Source organism: Francisella sp. SYW-2 (assembly GCF_008711475.1).
Lineage (GTDB): Bacteria > Pseudomonadota > Gammaproteobacteria > Francisellales > Francisellaceae > Francisella > Francisella salimarina.
Genome location: NZ_VXKO01000012.1, coordinates 31,195 through 50,321 on the forward strand (window position 1 = coordinate 31,195; position 19,127 = coordinate 50,321).

Consider the following 19,127-nt stretch of genomic DNA (forward strand, 5'->3'; position numbering starts at 1 on the left):
CTTATTGCCCGCAAATATGTATCAACTTAGAGATTTTTTAGCAAATATAGAAAAATATGGTAAAGATACTTATATATATTTTGATAATGCTAAATATAGCTATTATGAAATTTTGCAAAAATCATATAGTTTAGGTAGATTTTTAGAGTCATCAGGTTCTAAAAAAATATATTCTAATCTAAAAAATTCGCCATTATCTATAAGCTTATATATAGCTAGTTGGATAGCAGATATAGATATTTTTGTGCCAATCAATCCAAGATTAGTTGATAATGAGCTAGCAGCGATAATTGAAGATGATAGTTTATTTATTACAGATAAAATATCTAGTCTTGAAGTAAATAAATTGTATATAGAAAATCCGACATCGTTTTTTGAAAGTCTTGAATATACGCAAGATTATTCGATTTATGCTAGATCTCTAACAGCGCATGTAAGTTCTGGGACAACAGGGTTTTATCAAAAGCATTTTCATGATATTAATCAAATAATCAAATATGCTAATTATAGAATTAATGATTTAGGTCTTAAACAAAATGATCACTTATTAGTAGCATTATCAATAAATCACGCTTTTGCTTTTTCTTATCAAATCTTACCAGCATTAGCTATTGGATTAAATATAACAATTATCAGTGAATTTGATGCAAGATTAATAGCAGAGATTATTAACCAAAATAATGTAACTGCTTTAGCACTGTTACCAACAATGTATCATTTTTTGTTAGAGCAAAATATTTATAGTAACAATAATTTATGCTATCTAAGTGTTGCTGGTGATATAGTTAGCGAAAGTTTAGCAAATCAAGTTGAAAATAAACTTGGTATACCATTGCTAAATGGTTTAGGTATGACAGAGGTTTTTGGATATGGTCAAAATATATCTGCCAATACAGTTAATAAAGTTAAAGTTTTTGCAGATACTCAAGTAAAAATAGTTAAATTTGAAAATAGTGACTATGGTAAAATCTTCATCAAAAATAATATGCTACCTCTAAATATCCAAACTGAGTGGTTAGAAACAGGAGATATAGGTAGTTTCGATGCTCAAAGCCATGAGCTTAGTTTTTATGGGCGTTATAAGGATATAATTATAAAAGGTGGCTCAAATATATCTCCAATTGAATTAGAAGCAGCGATTTTGAAAATACCAAATATAGATAATTGCATAGTTACATCTAAAAAAGATAAAATATGGGGAGAAACTGTCTGGGCATATTTGGTGGCATCTGAACAATACTCATTAGAGTTTATAAATAATAAGCTAGGTAATTACATAGCTGAATACAAAAAATTAGATGGAATTATTTATATTGATGAAATTCCAACTACTACAACTGGCAAAACTGATAGAAAAAAACTAAAAGAAATGATTAATCATGAGTAATACCCAATTACCACAATTTGCGGTTCTTGAAGATACTTTAACGAATAAGCAAAGTTACTATTTTTACAATCCGGTTGCAGAGGTTATAGCTAACGATAAAGAGTCACTTGAGTTAGCTTTTGGGCAATTGGAAGAACTGCAGCAACAAGGCTCATATCTAGTTGGGTATTTAAGTTATGAAGCTAGTTATTATCTTAATAATAATCTTTATGATTTATGCGATTTTGATGATGGTAAATTACTTCATTTTGTCGCTTTTAGTAATTATTCAAATGAAGTCCCCAAGAATATAGTTTCAGATAAAAATATAGATCTGATGATAGATAGTCTTAATTTTGCAGATTATCAAAAAAGCTTTGATGAAGTTCAACAAGCACTTATCAATGGTGAGAGCTATCAGATTAATTTAACTAAAAATATCCTAGCTACTACAAAGCTCACTAGCTATGAGTTATATAGTAGACTCAAACAACAACAATCAGTTAAATATGCTGCATATTTACCATTTTTAACACCAGATATAATATCAATTTCGCCTGAACTTTTTTTTAAAAAAGAAGCTAATAATTTACTTGTTAACCCAATGAAAGGCACAGCAAAGTTGACAGGTAATGATTCAGAAGATCAAAAGATATATCAAGAATTATCATCATGTGATAAGAATAGGGCAGAGAACTTAATAATTGTTGATCTTTTGCGTAATGATTTATCTGCTATTGCAAAAACTCATACTGTAAAAGTAGATAAACTTTTCTCAATAGAAAAATACAAAAATCTACTACAAATGACTTCACAAATCTCAGCAAAAGTAGATAAACAGATATCTTTTCGAAAGCTTTTAGATGGCTTATTTCCATGTGGTTCAATTACAGGAGCTCCTAAAAAACGAACTATGGAACTAATCAAACAAATAGAGAGAGATAAAAGGGGAGTTTATACCGGAAGCATTGGCTATATTATGCCAAATAATGATATGTGTTTTAATGTTGCTATTCGGACTATTCAAAAATATCGTGATAACTTACAGATTGGTGTAGGTGGTGGTATTACTGTTTATTCAGATGCACAGTCAGAATGGCAAGAAATGAATACCAAGATAAACTTTGTACGCCAAATTTACCAACCAGATTTTTGCTTAATTGAGAGTATTTATTACCATAATAAATTTAGAAATTTAGAGTTACATTTTGATAGGCTTGAGGACTCTGCTAGACAGTTATTTTTTGATATCGATATTTGCAAGATTAGAGATCAACTATATGACTATGTAGAGCAATTAACTGATGATAAAGAATATAAAATCCGACTAGAATATCATTATGATAAGTCTATAAATATCGAGCATACTGAAATTAATACTACAGATCAACAAACTATTAAACTAAAAATCTGCCCTGAGAAAATAAATTCAGCGAATAAATTATTTCAGCACAAAACTACACATAGTTCGACACGAGGCTTTTATACTCAAATGCATCACAAATACATTCATGAAGATAATTGTGAGCTTATCTATTTAAATGAAAAAGATAATATTACTGAAACTAGGTTTCACAATATAGTTATTGAGAAAAATGATAAACTTTACACGCCAAAATTAGAAGATGGTGTCTTAGCCGGTGTTGCAAGGAAATCTTTAATTTCTCAAGGCAAACTGCAATCCAAAAGCCTAAGTTTTGATGATCTAAAAACTGCTGATAAAGTATATCTTATCAATAGTGTCAGAGGCTTAATACCAGCGTATCTGGAGATTTGAAATGGTCTTATATATCGATCATTATGATTCATTTAGTAGTACGATTGTTGATTATATAACTTATCTTGGCTATCAAGTATCAATGGTAAAAACTGATGAGCAAATTGATAATATTGAGCAATATTCACATATTATTATTGGCCCAGGACCAGGTCATCCAGATGAGCTTAAAAATATCTATCCAATCATTGAGTATTGTCAGCAAAAAAAATTACCTTTGTTAGGAATATGTTTAGGTCATCAGCTTATTGCTCAATATTATGGTGCAAAAATTATAAAAGCTAAACAAATATACCATGGTAAACTCTCAGAGATTAAACAGCTTCAATCATCAGCATTATATAAAGATCATCCACTGAAATTTGCTGTAACACGTTATCATTCTTTAATTGTTAATGATATTAAAGAGCCTTTGATTACTTTAGCCTCAACCGATAGTGGTGAAATTATGTCTTTTGCTCATCAAAATGCAAATATTTTTGGTGTTCAATATCATCCAGAAGCATATTTGACCGAATACGGTTTATTAACTTTAAAGAATTTTTTAGCTCTTTGATTATATTTTTTGAGGTTTTATATAAAAGCTTAAAATATTAGCAATAATCAATAATCCCAAGAATAAACTATAAGCTATTTTATAACTCAAAAAAGTAGCAAAACCAAGGCCTACTAAAGCTTTTTGAATATAGGCAGCTAATGGATTAATAATACTATTTAAGACATATTCAACTAAAAAAAGTAGTGACAATATGCTGACAAGATAACTTTGCTTACGTTTATTTGCAGTATCAAAAACTATACCTGTAAAACCAAAACCAATACCAAAAAACAATGCAGCCAAACTAAGTATATAAATATTACTGATGTTGGTATAAAAGATCATAATAACTGAAATACTAGCTAGTGATGTAAAAATAAAAATATGACTTCTTTTGAGAAATTGAGTAGCAATAATTAGACCAACAACGATTGAAGCAATACCAGAAGCCAGTGATGCAATGCTATTGCCTATTAAACCAGCTTGTTGGCTAGCTAGCTTAGTATTTAATAAGATAGTATTTCCCCAATAGCCAATAGTGTTGAAAAATACACAGGTAAAAAGACTAGCATAAAGTATCGTAAAAATTATTTGTCTATCTTTGAAAATATCTTTAATACCAGCAAAATAATCACTAAATGATTTGATATCATCGCTTCTAGGAATCCTACCATATTTAAATCTGCTAATAGAGTAGAGCATCAATATAACAAGCATAATACCTGCTAATGTCAAAACTATGTAAGTATAGCTGTATTGTTTAACAGCATAATTTAGCGGAGCTCCTGAAATAGAAACTGCCAACGAGCCAAAGAAATAAATAAAACCTGTTGCAATTGCAAATAGACGCTTACTAAGAATAATACTTGTTAGTCTATAAGCACTCATCATAGCAAAAGCTGTACCGACACCTATAATAAATCGTGAAGTCAGTAGAGTCGTTGAGTTAGTAGGAAACGCAAAAATTATAGTTCCAACTAGAACTATTGTCATCGCAATCATTACAGGGATATCAATACCATATCTATCAACTATAACTCCAACAGGTATTTTCATAATTAGCATTGCGATGCTGTATATTGATATAGCAAAAGCAATGTCAATACTAGAAAATCCATATTGATTTATCAATGGTATAGAAAATGCTGAAAGTGAAGTATTTATCATGCGAGTATACATATAAAATGCTACTGCACTTAACCATATTAAGATTAGGAAGATTTTTTTGGACAATGTTTTGAACCTGTATTAGAATGGTGTTGGATATTTTCTTCTAACTTTTTCGATATCTGCTAGTACTTCAGCTGACAACTCAAGATTTATAGCATCAATATTAGTCTTTAGTTGTTGCATAGTAGTTGCCCCAATTATACTAGAGCTCATATATTCTTTTCTAATTGTGAAAGCTATCGCCATTTGGCAAACATCTAAATTATATTTCTTAGCGATTTCTAAATATTCTTTAACAGCCAAGTCAACTGTAGCATTCTGTCTAGTTGCAAATCGAGCTTTCTGCTCAGGTGATCCCATAACCTCATCAGACATTCTACTTCCAGCGGGGATATTACCATCTAAGTACTTACCACTTAAAATTCCCATTTGTAGTGGTGACCATGCTAGATAAGATATATCTTCAATAGCACAAGTCTCCATTACATCAGTTTCATCTCTTCTTCTAAGTAAGTTATACTCATTTTGTAAACTAACTATTCTTGGTAGATTATGTTCTTCGGCTAAGTTAATAAACTGATTTAGACCCCAAGCTGAATCATTTGATAATCCAATATGTCTAATCTTTCCAGCTTTGATTAACTCATCACATGCTTTAAGTGTTTCAAGAATATTATCTTGTATTTGTTGTTTAGCATTAGCCCCCTGAGCTGGTTCAAATGACCACCAATCTGCAAAATGATAGTTCGGTCGATTTACAGTCCAGTGAAATTGATATAAATCGATATAGTCTGTCTTTAATCTTCTAAGACTATTATCAACAGCTGAAATAATATTTTCACGATTTATCTGAGGATTTTCCTCATTTCTAGCCCAAGGAATAGGCGAGAATTTCGTAGCTAATATAACATCCTGTCTTTTTTGTCTAGAAGCAAACCAGTTACCAATTATTTCTTCTGTCTTACCATAAGTATCAGGTGTTGGCGGAACAGCATATAGCTCAGCAGTATCCCAAAAATTAACTCCTTGAGAAAGAGCATAATCCATTTGTTCAAAACCTTGATCTTGAGTATTTTGTGCCCCCCAAGTCATAGTTCCAAGGCAGATTCTACTTATATCAATATTAGTTTTACCTAGTTTTGTATATTTCATATTTATCTTTAATTATTTGAAACTGTAAAAATTATAACAAATAATAGCCAAAATTTGATTTGTATTTTTTTCTAAAATGGAACAGGATATTTTCTTCTAACTTTTTCAATATCAGCTAAAACCTCATCAGAGAGAGTTAGATTAATAGATTCAATATTTGTTTTTAGTTGTTCCATAGATGTAGCACCAATTATGCTACAACTCATATAGGCTTTTCTAATTGTAAAAGCTATAGCCATTTGACATATATCAAGATTATGTTTTTCAGCGACTTTGATATATTCAGTGACAGCATCATCATTAGTAGCAAATCTAAAAGCATAGCGATCTTCTTGTCCATCTAGAATTTCAGCAGACATTCTAGTACCAGCAGGGCGAGCACCATTGCGATATTTACCGGTTAAAACTCCTTGTTCAAGTGGTGACCATGCAAGATATGATATCTCTTCAAGAGCACATGTCTCCATAATATCCGTTTCATCTCTACGGCGATTCAGATTATATTCATGCTGAATACTTGCAAGACGTGGTAGATTATGTTTTTCTGCTAAGTTAATAAATTGATTTATCCCCCAAGCTGAATCATTTGACAGCCCAATATGTCTAATCTTTCCAGCTTTAACTAACTCATCGCAAGTAACTAAAATTTCATAGATATTATCAATTATACGCTGTTTATTTTGTTGACCTACTAAAGGTTCAAAATCCCACCAATTGCCAAAATGATAGTGAGGTCTATTTGTCGGCCAATGGAATTGATATAAATCTATGTAATCGGTTTGTAGGCGCTTTAGACTATTATTTACAGCATCAATGATGTTTGTCTTATCAGTAATAGGATTTTGCTCATTTCTAGCCCATGTCATAGGCGAAAACTTAGTCGCTAATACTACATCATTTCGTTTCTGCCTTGTTTTAAACCAGTTACCGATTATTTCTTCAGTTTTGCCATAAGTCTTAGCAGTAGGAGGGATTGCATACATTTCTGCTGTATCCCAAAAGTTAATACCTTGAGCAAGAGCATAATCCATCTGCTCAAAGCCTTCATCTTGAGTATTTTGACGTCCCCAAGTCATAGTACCAAGACATATTCTACTAACATCAATATCAGTTTTACCAAGTTTAGTATATTTCATAGTTAACTTTTAAATTTAAATCTGTGTAGAAATTATAGCTTAAAACTTAAGTTATTCTAATAAAATCTTTCTATTGAGCTATAGATACTAATTTAGTCGATAGTGTTGGATTATATTTAATATCAGCATTAGGGAATGCATCATAATTTTTACGAGCTTGGTGTAATTTTGTAATATCTAGTTTTTCGACAACTACATCTTCTTTATTGAAATTACCCATATTTAAATGATTGAGTTTAAAAGCTTTATTCTGAGGAGATGTAAAAATTATTTGACTTACACCATCAACTCCTTGGGTATTTTGTTTATCTAAGCCTGAAGCCATACCAACTACTATACCGTATGCAAAATTTTGGATAGATAGCATTTTCATTGCAGTATGAACTCTATTTAAACCATACAAATCATTGGTGTAAGATGGTGCGATTATAATATCTGGCTTAACTTTTGAGAGTTGTTCAGAGACATTCGGAAATTCACTTGTATAACATATTACAACAGCAATTTTAGTGCCTTTATAATCTAGTACTAGTATATTTTTACCAAACTTATTATAGCCAACATTTCTTTCTTCTGGAGTTAGATAAATTTTATCATTTTCTATTACTTGCCCGTTGGGCAAACCTACCAAAACAGTATTGGATATTTTACCATCATTATTTTTGGCAATAGTTCCACCTATAACAATCATCTGGTATTTTTTAGCTAAGTCGGTAACCAAATTTTTAGTTTTACTATAGTATTCACTAAGTTTAATAATACTATCCTTGCCCCATGGTAAACCATCAATTAAGTTTACCGTGTTATCTTCAGGAAAAACTACAATTTCAGCTCCTTGGTCTTTAGCTTGCTTAGTTAGTCTATTCATATCTTTGGCAAACTCATCAAAAGACTGTTGTTTGATTAGCATCTGCGCAGCAGCAATATTAATTGTTTGGCTATATCCATAACTGCTAATAAATATGATGATAATTATTAAATATTTTAGGTGTTTAACCATTCTAGTTATTCTCCTATCTAGGAAAGTAATTTACTTTCTAGATCTTAAGATGCCTGAGACTGTATACTTAAATATTCTGATTTAGTTTGATAAACTTTAGAGCCATTCTTCATTAGTTTAAGAAATGCTTCTACATCTTTATTTTTAAGAGCTTGATTCATAGCAGCATGAGCATCATCTATTGATTTCCACTCAATGATATCAACCCATTGATTTGGATTAACAGTATTTTGCGTTAGAGTCCTTTTTATAAAACCCTGATATCCTTTTAGCTCTTGTGTCACTTTACTAGACAAATCGAGTACTTGTTTAGTAGATGTATCTTCTGATGTTTTAAAAGAGACTATCTCTAAAATAGGTGGATTGCTAACTGCATGAGCATCAGATGTATCTAAAAGCAAAAAAAGCATACCAATCGTGAGACCGAATATAATTGCGACTTTCAATAACATTTCTTTGAACATATTATTCCACAATATAAAATTATAACATTTATACCATTATATAGTTTTAAAATCTTTCTTCAATCTCGGCTCAATCTTTTAATAAACTAAAAATATCTTTTTAAGTAAAATTTAGCTATTCCCAAATACTCATGGACTATAGCCTGCGTTATATAAAAATTATATGCACTAGGTAGAAGACCTATTTCAGGAGTTACTTTAGATGAAGCTATGTTTATTGTATTTATATTAAAGCTATCAAAGATTAACTTAGCTCTTTGATAGTGAATACCTCCTGTAATTAAGCAATATGTATTATTGTGATCGCTTAAAATCTTTTTGGTAAATTGAGCATTCTCGTAAGTGTTTTTAGATTGTTTTTCTAATCTTATTTTTGATTTAGGAATTCCTAACTTATAGAGAATATCAGCATAAACTTCAGCTTCTGATAACTTATAACCAGATGGAGAGCCACCACTTATTATGATATCTTGAGGATATCGGTTATAGACTTCAGCAGTCTTAAGAATACGATCATAAGCACTGAGGCTAGGTTCTAATTTATCAAATGCTTGATTAATACCAGCCCCTAATAATATTATAGCTTTGGTATTCGCACATTGTTTAATATCTGTAGATTCTAATCTAATAGGTTTAGCCAAGATATTACCAATAAGGCCATTACCCACAAGATAGTAGATAATTGTTACAATGATAACAAAATATCTAAGGTAGCCTGTTGCAAATATACAAACAATTATTAGGATAATAAAAAATAAAAATCCAATATCTAATAAACTACTCATTTTAGAATCATTCTTTTTTAGCAAAAATACCACCAAGCATTTCGGTATATGTTTCAGAGTTTTGATTATTTGTACCTCTAAATGATACACAGGTATGTTTTGCTTTTATCTTTACACTTACATCATCTGTTGAGAGGATGAATTTTAGAGCTTCAAATATTTGAGCAGTCATTCTTTCTTGTATTTGTGGACGTCTTGAAAAAAAGTTGCAAATACTATTGATACGACATAAGCCTATAATATTATTATTTTTAGGAATAAATGAAACTTCAGCAATACCTTCAAATGGCACAAAATGATGCTCACAAAATGACATTATAGTTATGTTTTTTTGTGTAAGTATTCCTTCATATTTGAATTCATTCTCATATAATGCACAAGCTGGAAAATTAGCATAATCTAAGCCATTGAATATTTCTTGAGTAAACATCCTAGCTACTCTAAAAGGTGTTTTTTCAAATTCATGTGTCTGTAAGCCTAGAGCATCTAATATTTCACGATATGCTTTTGAGATCTTAGCAATTTTAGCATCGTTATCAAGTTCAAAATTTCTAGCTTGTTCTAGACCTAATTTTATGAGATGTTGTTGTACATCTCTACCTAGCTTAGAACAGTATTTATCATTCATGTTTTATTAGCTTTCAATTTAATTAAATGGGCTTTAGGTATTATATTATTTAATAACTCATCTTTATAGAGTAAATAGAGGCTATTAGTGTTAATATAGCTATGCTAAAAAATACCGGAAATAAAAAATTCATGCAATTCTCAGATTTAGGTTTAAATCCTTTGATATGTAGCGCTTTAGAAAAAAAAGGCTATACAAAACCAACTCCAATTCAGGCCAAAGCGATTCCATTAGTTCTAATAGGTAATGATGTCATGGCATCTGCCCAAACAGGAACAGGCAAGACAGCAGGCTTCACATTACCGATTATCCAAAGACTTCTTGATCAACCAAAAGCTCAAGCAAATCGAATCAAAACTCTAATCCTAACTCCAACAAGAGAGTTGGCAGCACAAATACAAGAACAAATTCAAATATATGCAGCGAATACTCATATTCGTTCAGCAGTGGTTTTTGGTGGTGTTAGTATCAATCCTCAAATGATGAAGTTACGCAAAGGAGTTGAGATTTTGATAGCGACTCCAGGTAGGTTACTTGATTTATATAGTCAAAATGCTCTTAAATTTGATAGTTTAAATACATTTGTTTTAGACGAAGCAGACAGAATGTTAGATATGGGTTTTATTAATGATTTAAAAAGAATCCATAAGCTTTTACCAAAAAAATTACAAACATTAATGTTCTCAGCTACATTTTCACCAGAGATAAAAAATCTTGCAAGTGAGTTTCTTGATAATCCTCAATCAGTATCAGCAGATGTTGTAAATACAACAGTCAAAAAGATTACGCAGAAAATTTATACACTAGATAAATCAACTAAGATTAATGCTCTGATTTCACTAATAAAAGATCAAGATCTACATCAGGTTTTGGTTTTTTCGCGTACAAAGCATGGCGCTAATAAGATATCAGAGAAACTAAATAAAGCTAGTATAACAAGTAGTGCAATACATGGTAATAAAAGCCAAACAGCTAGAACAAAGGCATTAGCAGATTTTAAATCCAAAGATATAAACGTCTTAGTTGCAACCGATATTGCAGCACGTGGAATTGATATTGCCCAACTACCATGTGTGATCAATCTTGATCTACCAAATGTGGCTGAAGATTATGTTCATAGAATAGGCAGAACTGGTAGAGCAGGGCAAGATGGTCTAGCTATTTCTTTAGTAAGCGCAGATGAAGTTGAATCACTATCAAATATAGAACATTTAATTGGGCATCTGTTACCACGAGAAGAGTTAGAAGGTTTTGAGGCTACTCATAATGTACCTATTACAAGTATGTCACGTAAAACTAAGGCTAAAAAAATTGATGAAGTCAAAATAATAGCAGCCAAAAGAGCTAATAAAAATAATAAAAACACTAATCAAAAGAAAAGCTCAAATCATAATAAAGATTTTGCAAAAAAGATAAAACAAAAAATTCATCAGAATAAAAGTGTCAGAAAGCCAAAGGCTCAAGATTAATTATTTTGTAGGTAATACAGCATTCTCTTCATGCATTCCATGAGTGTTCTCAGATACGAAATGTACTCTCGTACTTTCAATGATAGAGTTTAACCATCCGCGAGCAATCCACATAATAGCTGCGATTACTGCTACAAATATTCCTATAGTTAAAAATACATGTCCATAGACTGCTAGACCTTCTACTTTTGTAAATACAGTACCTGCTTCTGGAGCTGTCAAAGCACCTACATAACCACCAATTGGACCAGCAACCATTGTTGTTAGAGCCCACATTCCTAGAGCAAAACCACTCATTTTGCGTGGGAATAGCTCAGCAACCATAGATAAGCCTAATGCTGAGATTAAAAGCTCGCCAGTAGATTGGAAGAAATAGCTAGCAACTAACCACCATCCAGATACAATACCATCAGTAGCTGTAAACTGTGGGAAGTATAGTACTAAAAATGCCATAGCACATAGTGTCATACCAAAGCAGAATTTTGTTACATGCGTACCAGGTATCTTCTTATATATTACAGATAATAAAGGTGACATTAGTACAATTACTAATGGATTAAGTACCTGCCATTGCTCACCATGAACAGTCATACCTAAGAAGTGAGGATCAACATTATTAACTGCAAAGAAATTAAGTGAAGTAGGCATTTGTTGATATAGTACAAAGAAGATAATTCCCTGAACAATCAATATTAGAGCTACTAACATTCTTTTTCTTTCATGGTCAGATTGTTTGAACATTTGCATAAAGAAGTATATTAATGCTAATACTGCAATTACAACCACTATACTAGTACATAAAGTAGTATCTTCTAAAATATTACCTGTAATAAATATAGCTATACAAGCTCCTATAATCACTACTAAGACTTTCATCCAAGACATTTTTTGCTTACCAGCTTCTGTAGCAATTCTTTGGATTTTCGGATAGAAAACAGTATAACTAATCAAACCAAGAAACATACCAAATGCCGAGCATAAAAAAGCATGTAAATAGCCATACTTTGCAGCCAATATAGGAGTTATAAGCATAGATACAAATGAACCAATATTAACAGCCATATAGTATAAAGTCATAGCACCATCTAGAGCTGGGTCACCTTTTTCAAATAATTTTGAAATTAAAGAAGTAGGATTAGCTTTAAATAGACCTCCACCGATAGCAACACCTGCTAATGAGTACATTACGACAGTTTTTTCTGTACTACCGAATGAATCTGCTATAACCGCACTAAAACTAAGAGATAGGTAAGATAAAAATAAAATTCCTGCTCCGATAAATATCGTACGCTTAGCACCCAAATAGTTATCACCAATCCAACCACCAATTAATGGACCACCATATAATAGTGCCGAAAATGAACCAAAAATCAACATTGCCTCAGATTCACTGAAGCCTAATTTTTTAGCAAAGTATATGGCTAATATAGCTTGCAGACCATAATAACCAAATCTCTCCCATAACTCTAATGTCCACAATACCCAGAAAGGGGTAAGATTACTTTTTTTTGAATGATTTACATCACTAATAGTCACAATTATTCTCCTATTTTGAACAATACAAAATAACCTTTTTAAAAAGGCCAAAAATTCATCATAGAGTATTTAAGCTGTAAAAACAATGATAAATAACAGGGAGGATTATATTTTTATTCAATATGTATTAATATACGTTTAATATCAACTATCTAACAATTACTGCAGTCCCATAACAAAAAACTTCTGTACCACTAGTAGTTCCACCTAAACTGCTTGAATCATATCGTATAGTATAGCATTAGCACCTAACTCTTGAGCTTGATTTATCATCTCTTGCTCAGCATGTAATCTAGCTTCTTTACAGACATTAGTATAAGAGGTATTTTTGCCACCTATTATATTTTTTAGTCCACCTAGTATTCCTTGAGTTATAGTTGGAGTTCGCACAATTATCCCTGTAACTAGACCTTTGTGTTCTATAATTTCTCTTTTACCAAGAGTATCAGCTGTAGTCAATATCATAAGATTTCCTTACATAGTTACAAGCTCTTCTGAGCTAGTAGGGTGGATAGCTATAGTATCATCAAAGTCACGCTTTGTAGCGCCCATATTGATAGCTACTGCAAATCCTTGTAGCATCTCATCAACATTTATACCAATCATATGACATCCAACAACTCTTTCATTATCACCTGTTACAACAAGCTTCATAACGGTTGGCATTCTATGACCAGAGATAGCACAATATAGAGCTGTAAAGCGAGATTTGTATACTTTCACATTATCATCACCATATTTATCTCTAGCTTCTTTTTCAGTTAATCCTACAGTACCAATAGCAGGGTGCGAGAAAATCACAGTTGGGATATATTCTAGATTAGCTTTTAGATTAGTTTCACCATTAAATAATCTACGAGCTAGATATCTACCTGTTTTGATAGCTACAGGTGTAAGTTGTGGCACGCCTGAAGCATCACCTAAAGAGTACACCCCTTTAACATTTGTTTCAGACCATTCATTAGCAGGAATTATACCTTTATCAGTAATTTCTATATCGGTGTTTTCTATACCTAAATTATGAGTATTTGGCGCGCGTCCAGTTGCCCATATTAGAGTATCAACATTTTCTAAAACCTTACCTGTATCAGTAGTAATTTTTAGAGTACTACCAGCTTTTTCAACCTTAATGATATTTGTATGATTCATGATATTTAGGTTTGTCATTTGCATACATTCAACCAGAGCATCACTAATACAATTATCAAACTCCATCAATGGCTTATCTCTACGCACCATAACAGTTGTATCTGTACCGTGAGCATTTAGCACTCCAGCGATCTCAACACCTATGTAGCCACCACCAACGATTACAGCTTTTTTTGGAGTTTCTTCTAATTCAAAAAACTCATCAGATGTGATACCAAGTTCAGAACCTTCGATATTTTTTGGCACAATAGGGTAAGCACCTGGAGAAATAAAGATATGATCTGCTGTCAGTTCTGTACCATCATCTAGAATGATAGTCTTATTATCTTTAAACTTACCCCAATTATTAAAATGAGTAATGTTCCATTTATCTAATAGTCTGTCATAGAAACCATGAATATTACCTATATATGTAGCTCTTTTTTCTTTGAGCTTTGCCCAATTAAATCCTTTAACTTCAACGTCAAAACCATAGCCTGCGACATCGTGTTTTAAAGCTTCTGCTAGATTAGCTCCATACCACATAGCTTTTTTAGGTACACAACCTCTATTTACACATGTACCACCGAGTTCACGTTTTTCGATAATTGCAACTTTTTTACCAAACTTAGCAGCCTGTACAGCAGATGCTATACCACCAGAACCACCACCTAAACTTATTACATCAAAATGATTATTACTCATTCTATTTCCTTACTATTTATTTTATGAATACAATTTTACTTATTTAGTTTGTAAATATGTAGAGTTTTAGTTACTTGTCCATTTTCATCTACTTCACCAAAACCGATTGCTTTAATCTTAAAGCTAATTGGTTCTAGTTTCGTATCTTTGATAATCGCATTAAAATCTTTGTCAAAGCTATCTCTTTCTTGATCTGTTTGTAAATTAGCAGCTAATATACTTATATGAGGATTAAATTCCGCAAAAGCATTTGGTGAACCATATTTTTCAAAAGATGCTAATTTACTCGGATAGAATTTAACCCAACTTGGGGCAGGATAGTCTTTATCTCTGTACTTTGCTAAGTTACTTATTGCAGAGTTTGATAATTGCTGTAATGATTGAGAATTTTTGATATCGAGCATTACAAAGCCACTTTTACCAGCACTAAAACCAGTAGCTATTATAAAAAATGATTTTGTATTCTTAGCAAGATCAGCTAACTGACTCTCAATATTATGAAGATATTTGCTTTGAAAACTTGTTAAATACAATGTCAAATGTACTGGATGATTTTTGATAAACGGAGTAGTCTTGTATTTTTCTAGTACATTTGTTTTAGCTAAAGAATCATCAAATTCTTTAACATATTTATCAGCTGTAGTATCTGGGATTAGATAAACATTATACTGTTTGAAACTCTCTGCAAAGCTATCTAGTGTGATAAATAGAAATGCAAATAAAATAAATAACTTATAAAATAATTTATGTTTCATTAATATTCCTCGAGTTGATTTATAAGTATATTAAACGATCCTATAATATCAGTTTTTGCGGTATCGATTCTAATAATGTCTTCTTTCCATGATTGATAATCTCTATTTACAACATCTTGCCAAGTAGGGTACTTATTAGGGTTTGATTTATATCTAGTTTCTATTCTATTTTGATGAATCTGTTTATCACTACAGATAAATTCTATATTTACAACTTTTGTATTATTTATCTGTGATAATGAGTTCCATAATTCTCGAGACTCCAAGATAGGGTTACAACAGTCAATAATTACATTTTTACCAAGCTCAAGGTTTTCCTTAGCTTGATAATAAACTATTTCATAGCCTTGTTTATTTAGCTCTTGCGAATATGCTTTTTTGAGATAGTACTCAACAGTATCTACTCTGAAGTAGGCTACATTAGTCAGAGCCTGAGCTAGTTGCTTAGCTAAAGTTGTTTTGCCTACTCCTGGCAAACCTGAGAATATATAAATATAGTACATTGTTATAAACTTCCACCACCGTCAACACAAATAACTTGTCCTGTGATAAAAGATGCTTCATTTGATAATAAGAAAGCTATTGTTGCAGCTATTTCTTCAGGCTTCCCTATGCGCATCATAGGAATAGAATCTAAAACTTCTTTTTCTTCACTACTACCAATAGGTCTAGTTTTTCTAAATAATTCAGTATCTACTGGACCCGGAGCTATAGCATTTACACATATCCCATACTTAGCAAGCTCTAGAGCCCAGGTTTTAGTACATCCAACTAAAGCAGATTTTGCAGCGGAATAACTTGTACGATTTTTAACTCCAAAGATAGCTCTACTTGCAATATTAACAATTTTGCATTGTTCTTTTAATTTCATTTTTTCAATAAAAAACTGTGATACTTGTACAGCACTTCTAACATTTAAATTATAGACGTCATTAAGTGCTGAAATAGAAATTTTTCCAAATGGTTCTGGAATAGCTATTCCAACATTATTAATAATTGCATCCGGACATCCGTGAATCTCATTTATTTGAATGAGTGTAGAGGCAGTTTGTTCTTCATTAGCCAAGTCACATAAAAACAACTCTCCTGGAAAATTATCAATATATGATCTCGCTATTCCAATAACTTGCCACCCTTGATTATTTAAATATAAGCTTGTAGCTAATCCAATTCCTTTTGTGGCACCTGTAATTAAAACAGTTCTATTAAGCATTTTGAGAGCTCCTTGATAGATTAAACCTCATAATCATAACTAATAGTTAGCGGAGCATGATCTGAGAACCAATTCTCTTTGTAAACATAATCAGAATCTGGTACAACTTTATCTTTTAGAGCAGACGTTGAAATATGATAATCAATTCTCCAGCCGACATTATTTGCACGCGCTTGTCCACGATTTGACCACCAAGTGTATTGTAATGGCTCATGATTAATCACTCGGAAAGTATCAACCCAACCTAGATCATCAAAAATATGATCTAACCAAGCTTGTTCTTCTGGTAATACCCCAGATGTCTTGCCATAATTAGATTTCCAGTTTTTGATATCGATTTCTTTATGCACAATATTAAAATCACCACAAACTATAAAATCTCTACCAGATTCTGCTTGTTCTTTTAGTATTTCTTTGTATTTTTCAAGAAACTGCATTTTATACTCTTGGCGAACATCTCCACTAGAACCACTTGGTAGATATAAACTTGCAATACTAAAGTTTTCATAGTCAAATTGAATATATCTGCCTTCATCATCTGCCCAATCTAAGCCAAGCTCTTTGATTACCTTTAGAGGCTTTTTCTTAGCGTAAATAGCTGTACCACTGTAGCCTTTTTTAACTGCATCTTTAAAATCATAGTAATAACCATCTGGGAAATGCTGTTCATCTTTTTCTATCTGATGAAATTGGGCTTTTGTTTCTTGTATACACAAAAAATCAATATCTTGAGCTACAAACCATTCCCAAAATCCTTTACGAGCAGCTGCGCGTATACCATTAGCATTGAATGTCATTACTTTTATCATCAGATTATTACTAAGTTTTAATATTTATTGAGTCATTTTAGCATTTTAGAACTAGTGGTGTAATAGTAAATACTTATTGAGTCAATAAATGTTTTTGATAGTAAATATTCTTATAGTACAAGTTTTATATTGCTATAATTACGTAATCATAAAAAATTGAATTAGCATTATGTCTAACTATATTTCCAAACAAAAAATCAAAGTAAGTCAATCATCGACAGGTGAAGATATTCATGTAGAAAAAATAACTATCAAAGGTTCTGATTCATCAGCACCAAGTGTATATATGCAAGCAAGTATGCACGCTTCAGAATTACAGGGAAATGCTGTAATAGTTGAGCTTCTTGAGTATTTCAAAAAACATCAGCCAAAAGGCGATGTTTATCTAATCCCTCAATGTAATCCTATCGGTAAAGATGTATTTATAGGAGCAGGGCACCAAGGTAGATTTGATTCTGCAACAGGAGATAACTTTAATAGATACTATTTCTACCCATCTATTGATTACTCAGCATTTGTCAAAGAACATATCAACTCTACTACAGCGGAGTATAAGCAAGCTTTTGAAAATCTTTTACAGCAAGAATTAGATAAAGAACTAGCAAATGAGTGGGAGCTATCTAGAGCTAAAAGATTAAATCTTCTAGTCCAAAGAGAAGCCCAAAAGGCAGATTATGTCCTTGATTTACATACTGATACAGATGCTACTACTTATTTATACACTGCAGATTTTGCAAGATATACAGCAGAAAAATTTGGCTATAAGGATATGTTGATTATAGATAATGATAAAGCTGGTGGTGCTCTTGATGAAGCTACATTTTGTCCATGGTGGCATTTATCTCAAGAGTTTAAAAAGCAGGGTAGAGATGAAAAAGTACTAAAAGAGGGTTATACACTTGAATTAGGCTCTGAAGAGTATATAAATTTCGCTAATGCTAAAATGCAAACTCAGGGCATTCTTAATTACCTGAAATTCAAAGATATTATCGATTCACCTTTTGATACAAATTTATTGAATACTGATATTAGACATCATGTCTATGGAGCTAACTATAAACACCTAAAAGCAATTGAAGGTGGATTATATGAATGGTTTATAAAGCCAGGTGATATATTCAAAGCTGGAGATGTAATTGGTCAATATATTCAGACATCTACCATGCAAAAGAAAGACTTAATTCTACCTTATGGTGGTGTTGTAATTAGTATTCATAATACTGGTGCTGTCTGTCAAGGAAGCCAATTGATTAACTTGGCTATTATCTAGTTATTATTGGCAAAATATATGAAAAAAATATTATTAATTAATGGTAAAAAGGAATTTGGGCACTCGAAAGGTGCTTTGAATCAATATCTAAATGATATCGCTCTCTGTACACGATAAAAAATATTGAAAGGACTGATTAAAGCCTTATATATTCATTATTTGCGAAAGATGAAAAAGTACTTTAATCAGCTAAGAGGAAGTCTATCTGAAATATTCAATTGGCACA

18 protein-coding genes and 2 pseudogenes are annotated in these 19,127 nt (G+C 31.7%); 6 read left to right on the forward strand and 14 right to left on the reverse strand.

What is annotated here, in order from left to right:
• Positions 1-16: 16 nt before the first annotated feature.
• Genes F3D57_RS05370 through F3D57_RS05380 form a run of 3 tightly spaced genes read left to right on the forward strand, consistent with a single transcriptional unit; the run spans position 17 to position 3,699 of the window.
• On the forward strand, positions 17-1,387 hold the full coding sequence (locus F3D57_RS05370) for a class I adenylate-forming enzyme family protein (protein ID WP_150465481.1): 1,371 nt from the start codon (positions 17-19) through the stop codon (positions 1,385-1,387).
• Positions 1,380-3,143: a bifunctional chorismate-binding protein/class IV aminotransferase gene (locus F3D57_RS05375; protein ID WP_150465482.1), complete on the forward strand. Its 1,764-nt coding sequence runs from the start codon at positions 1,380-1,382 to the stop codon at positions 3,141-3,143. Before F3D57_RS05370 ends, F3D57_RS05375 begins: the two co-directional genes overlap by 8 nt.
• A 1-nt stretch (position 3,144) precedes the next feature.
• Positions 3,145-3,699, forward strand: coding sequence for an anthranilate synthase component II (locus tag F3D57_RS05380; RefSeq protein WP_150465483.1), 555 nt, complete (start codon positions 3,145-3,147; stop codon positions 3,697-3,699).
• Here F3D57_RS05380 and F3D57_RS05385 read toward each other — a convergent pair whose 3' ends face one another.
• The 7 genes from F3D57_RS05385 to folE form a co-directional block, all read right to left on the reverse strand.
• Positions 3,700-4,914: an MFS transporter gene (locus F3D57_RS05385; protein WP_224728155.1), complete on the reverse strand. Its 1,215-nt coding sequence runs from the start codon at positions 4,912-4,914 to the stop codon at positions 3,700-3,702.
• A gap of 15 nt (positions 4,915-4,929) precedes the next feature.
• Positions 4,930-6,003, reverse strand: a complete 1,074-nt coding sequence (locus tag F3D57_RS05390) for an aldo/keto reductase (RefSeq protein WP_150465485.1) — start codon at positions 6,001-6,003, stop codon at positions 4,930-4,932.
• 71 nt (positions 6,004-6,074) lie between these two features.
• Positions 6,075-7,139 (reverse strand): aldo/keto reductase, encoded by a 1,065-nt coding sequence (locus tag F3D57_RS05395; RefSeq protein ID WP_150465486.1) that lies wholly within the window; start codon positions 7,137-7,139, stop codon positions 6,075-6,077.
• 70 nt (positions 7,140-7,209) lie between these two features.
• Complete coding sequence (locus F3D57_RS05400) at positions 7,210-8,139, reverse strand: nitrilase-related carbon-nitrogen hydrolase (RefSeq protein ID WP_150465487.1); 930 nt, start codon at positions 8,137-8,139, stop codon at positions 7,210-7,212.
• Between the two features lie 44 nt (positions 8,140-8,183).
• Positions 8,184-8,603, reverse strand: coding sequence for an antibiotic biosynthesis monooxygenase family protein (locus tag F3D57_RS05405; RefSeq protein ID WP_013923090.1), 420 nt, complete (start codon positions 8,601-8,603; stop codon positions 8,184-8,186).
• Positions 8,604-8,689: 86 nt separating this feature from the next.
• Complete coding sequence (locus tag F3D57_RS05410; RefSeq protein WP_150465488.1) at positions 8,690-9,388, reverse strand: YdcF family protein; 699 nt, start codon at positions 9,386-9,388, stop codon at positions 8,690-8,692.
• A gap of 7 nt (positions 9,389-9,395) precedes the next feature.
• Positions 9,396-10,016, reverse strand: coding sequence for a GTP cyclohydrolase I FolE (folE, locus tag F3D57_RS05415; RefSeq protein ID WP_150465489.1), 621 nt, complete (start codon positions 10,014-10,016; stop codon positions 9,396-9,398).
• Positions 10,017-10,147: 131 nt separating this feature from the next.
• Here folE and F3D57_RS05420 point away from each other — a divergent pair, with 131 nt between their 5' ends.
• Positions 10,148-11,485 carry a DEAD/DEAH box helicase gene (locus F3D57_RS05420; RefSeq protein ID WP_150465495.1) on the forward strand — a complete coding sequence of 446 codons (1,338 nt, stop codon included), beginning with the start codon at positions 10,148-10,150 and terminating at the stop codon, positions 11,483-11,485.
• Here F3D57_RS05420 and F3D57_RS05425 read toward each other — a convergent pair whose 3' ends face one another.
• The 7 genes and pseudogenes from F3D57_RS05425 to F3D57_RS05455 all read right to left on the reverse strand — a co-directional run bounded on the left by F3D57_RS05425 (position 11,486) and on the right by F3D57_RS05455 (position 17,631).
• Positions 11,486-13,021, reverse strand: a complete 1,536-nt coding sequence (locus F3D57_RS05425; protein ID WP_013923094.1) for an oligopeptide:H+ symporter — start codon at positions 13,019-13,021, stop codon at positions 11,486-11,488.
• A 148-nt stretch (positions 13,022-13,169) separates the two neighbouring features.
• Positions 13,170-13,486, reverse strand: a pseudogene (locus tag F3D57_RS05430) (YbjQ family protein).
• Positions 13,487-13,495: 9 nt separating this feature from the next.
• Entirely contained in the window at positions 13,496-14,854 is a 1,359-nt protein-coding gene (gorA, locus tag F3D57_RS05435; protein WP_150465490.1) for a glutathione-disulfide reductase, read from the reverse strand.
• A gap of 35 nt (positions 14,855-14,889) precedes the next feature.
• Positions 14,890-15,609 carry a 2'-5' RNA ligase family protein gene (locus F3D57_RS05440; RefSeq protein WP_150465491.1) on the reverse strand — a complete coding sequence of 240 codons (720 nt, stop codon included), beginning with the start codon at positions 15,607-15,609 and terminating at the stop codon, positions 14,890-14,892.
• Positions 15,609-16,112 (reverse strand): AAA family ATPase, encoded by a 504-nt coding sequence (locus tag F3D57_RS05445; protein WP_150465492.1) that lies wholly within the window; start codon positions 16,110-16,112, stop codon positions 15,609-15,611. Before F3D57_RS05445 ends, F3D57_RS05440 begins: the two co-directional genes overlap by 1 nt.
• 2 nt (positions 16,113-16,114) lie before the next feature.
• Positions 16,115-16,822 (reverse strand): SDR family oxidoreductase, encoded by a 708-nt coding sequence (locus F3D57_RS05450; RefSeq protein WP_146421400.1) that lies wholly within the window; start codon positions 16,820-16,822, stop codon positions 16,115-16,117.
• A 20-nt stretch (positions 16,823-16,842) separates the two neighbouring features.
• The gene (locus F3D57_RS05455; protein WP_150465493.1) at positions 16,843-17,631 is read right to left on the reverse strand and encodes an exodeoxyribonuclease III; all 789 of its coding nucleotides are present in this window, start codon (positions 17,629-17,631) and stop codon (positions 16,843-16,845) included.
• A 169-nt stretch (positions 17,632-17,800) separates the two neighbouring features.
• Between F3D57_RS05455 and F3D57_RS05460 the strand changes: the two genes are divergently transcribed.
• Both F3D57_RS05460 and F3D57_RS05465 read left to right on the forward strand, forming a co-directional pair.
• Entirely contained in the window at positions 17,801-18,901 is a 1,101-nt protein-coding gene (locus F3D57_RS05460) for a succinylglutamate desuccinylase/aspartoacylase family protein (RefSeq protein WP_150465494.1), read from the forward strand.
• Positions 18,902-18,919: 18 nt separating this feature from the next.
• Positions 18,920-19,003, forward strand: a pseudogene (locus F3D57_RS05465) (NADPH quinone reductase MdaB); the annotation flags it as partial.
• Positions 19,004-19,127: the final 124 nt, after the last annotated feature.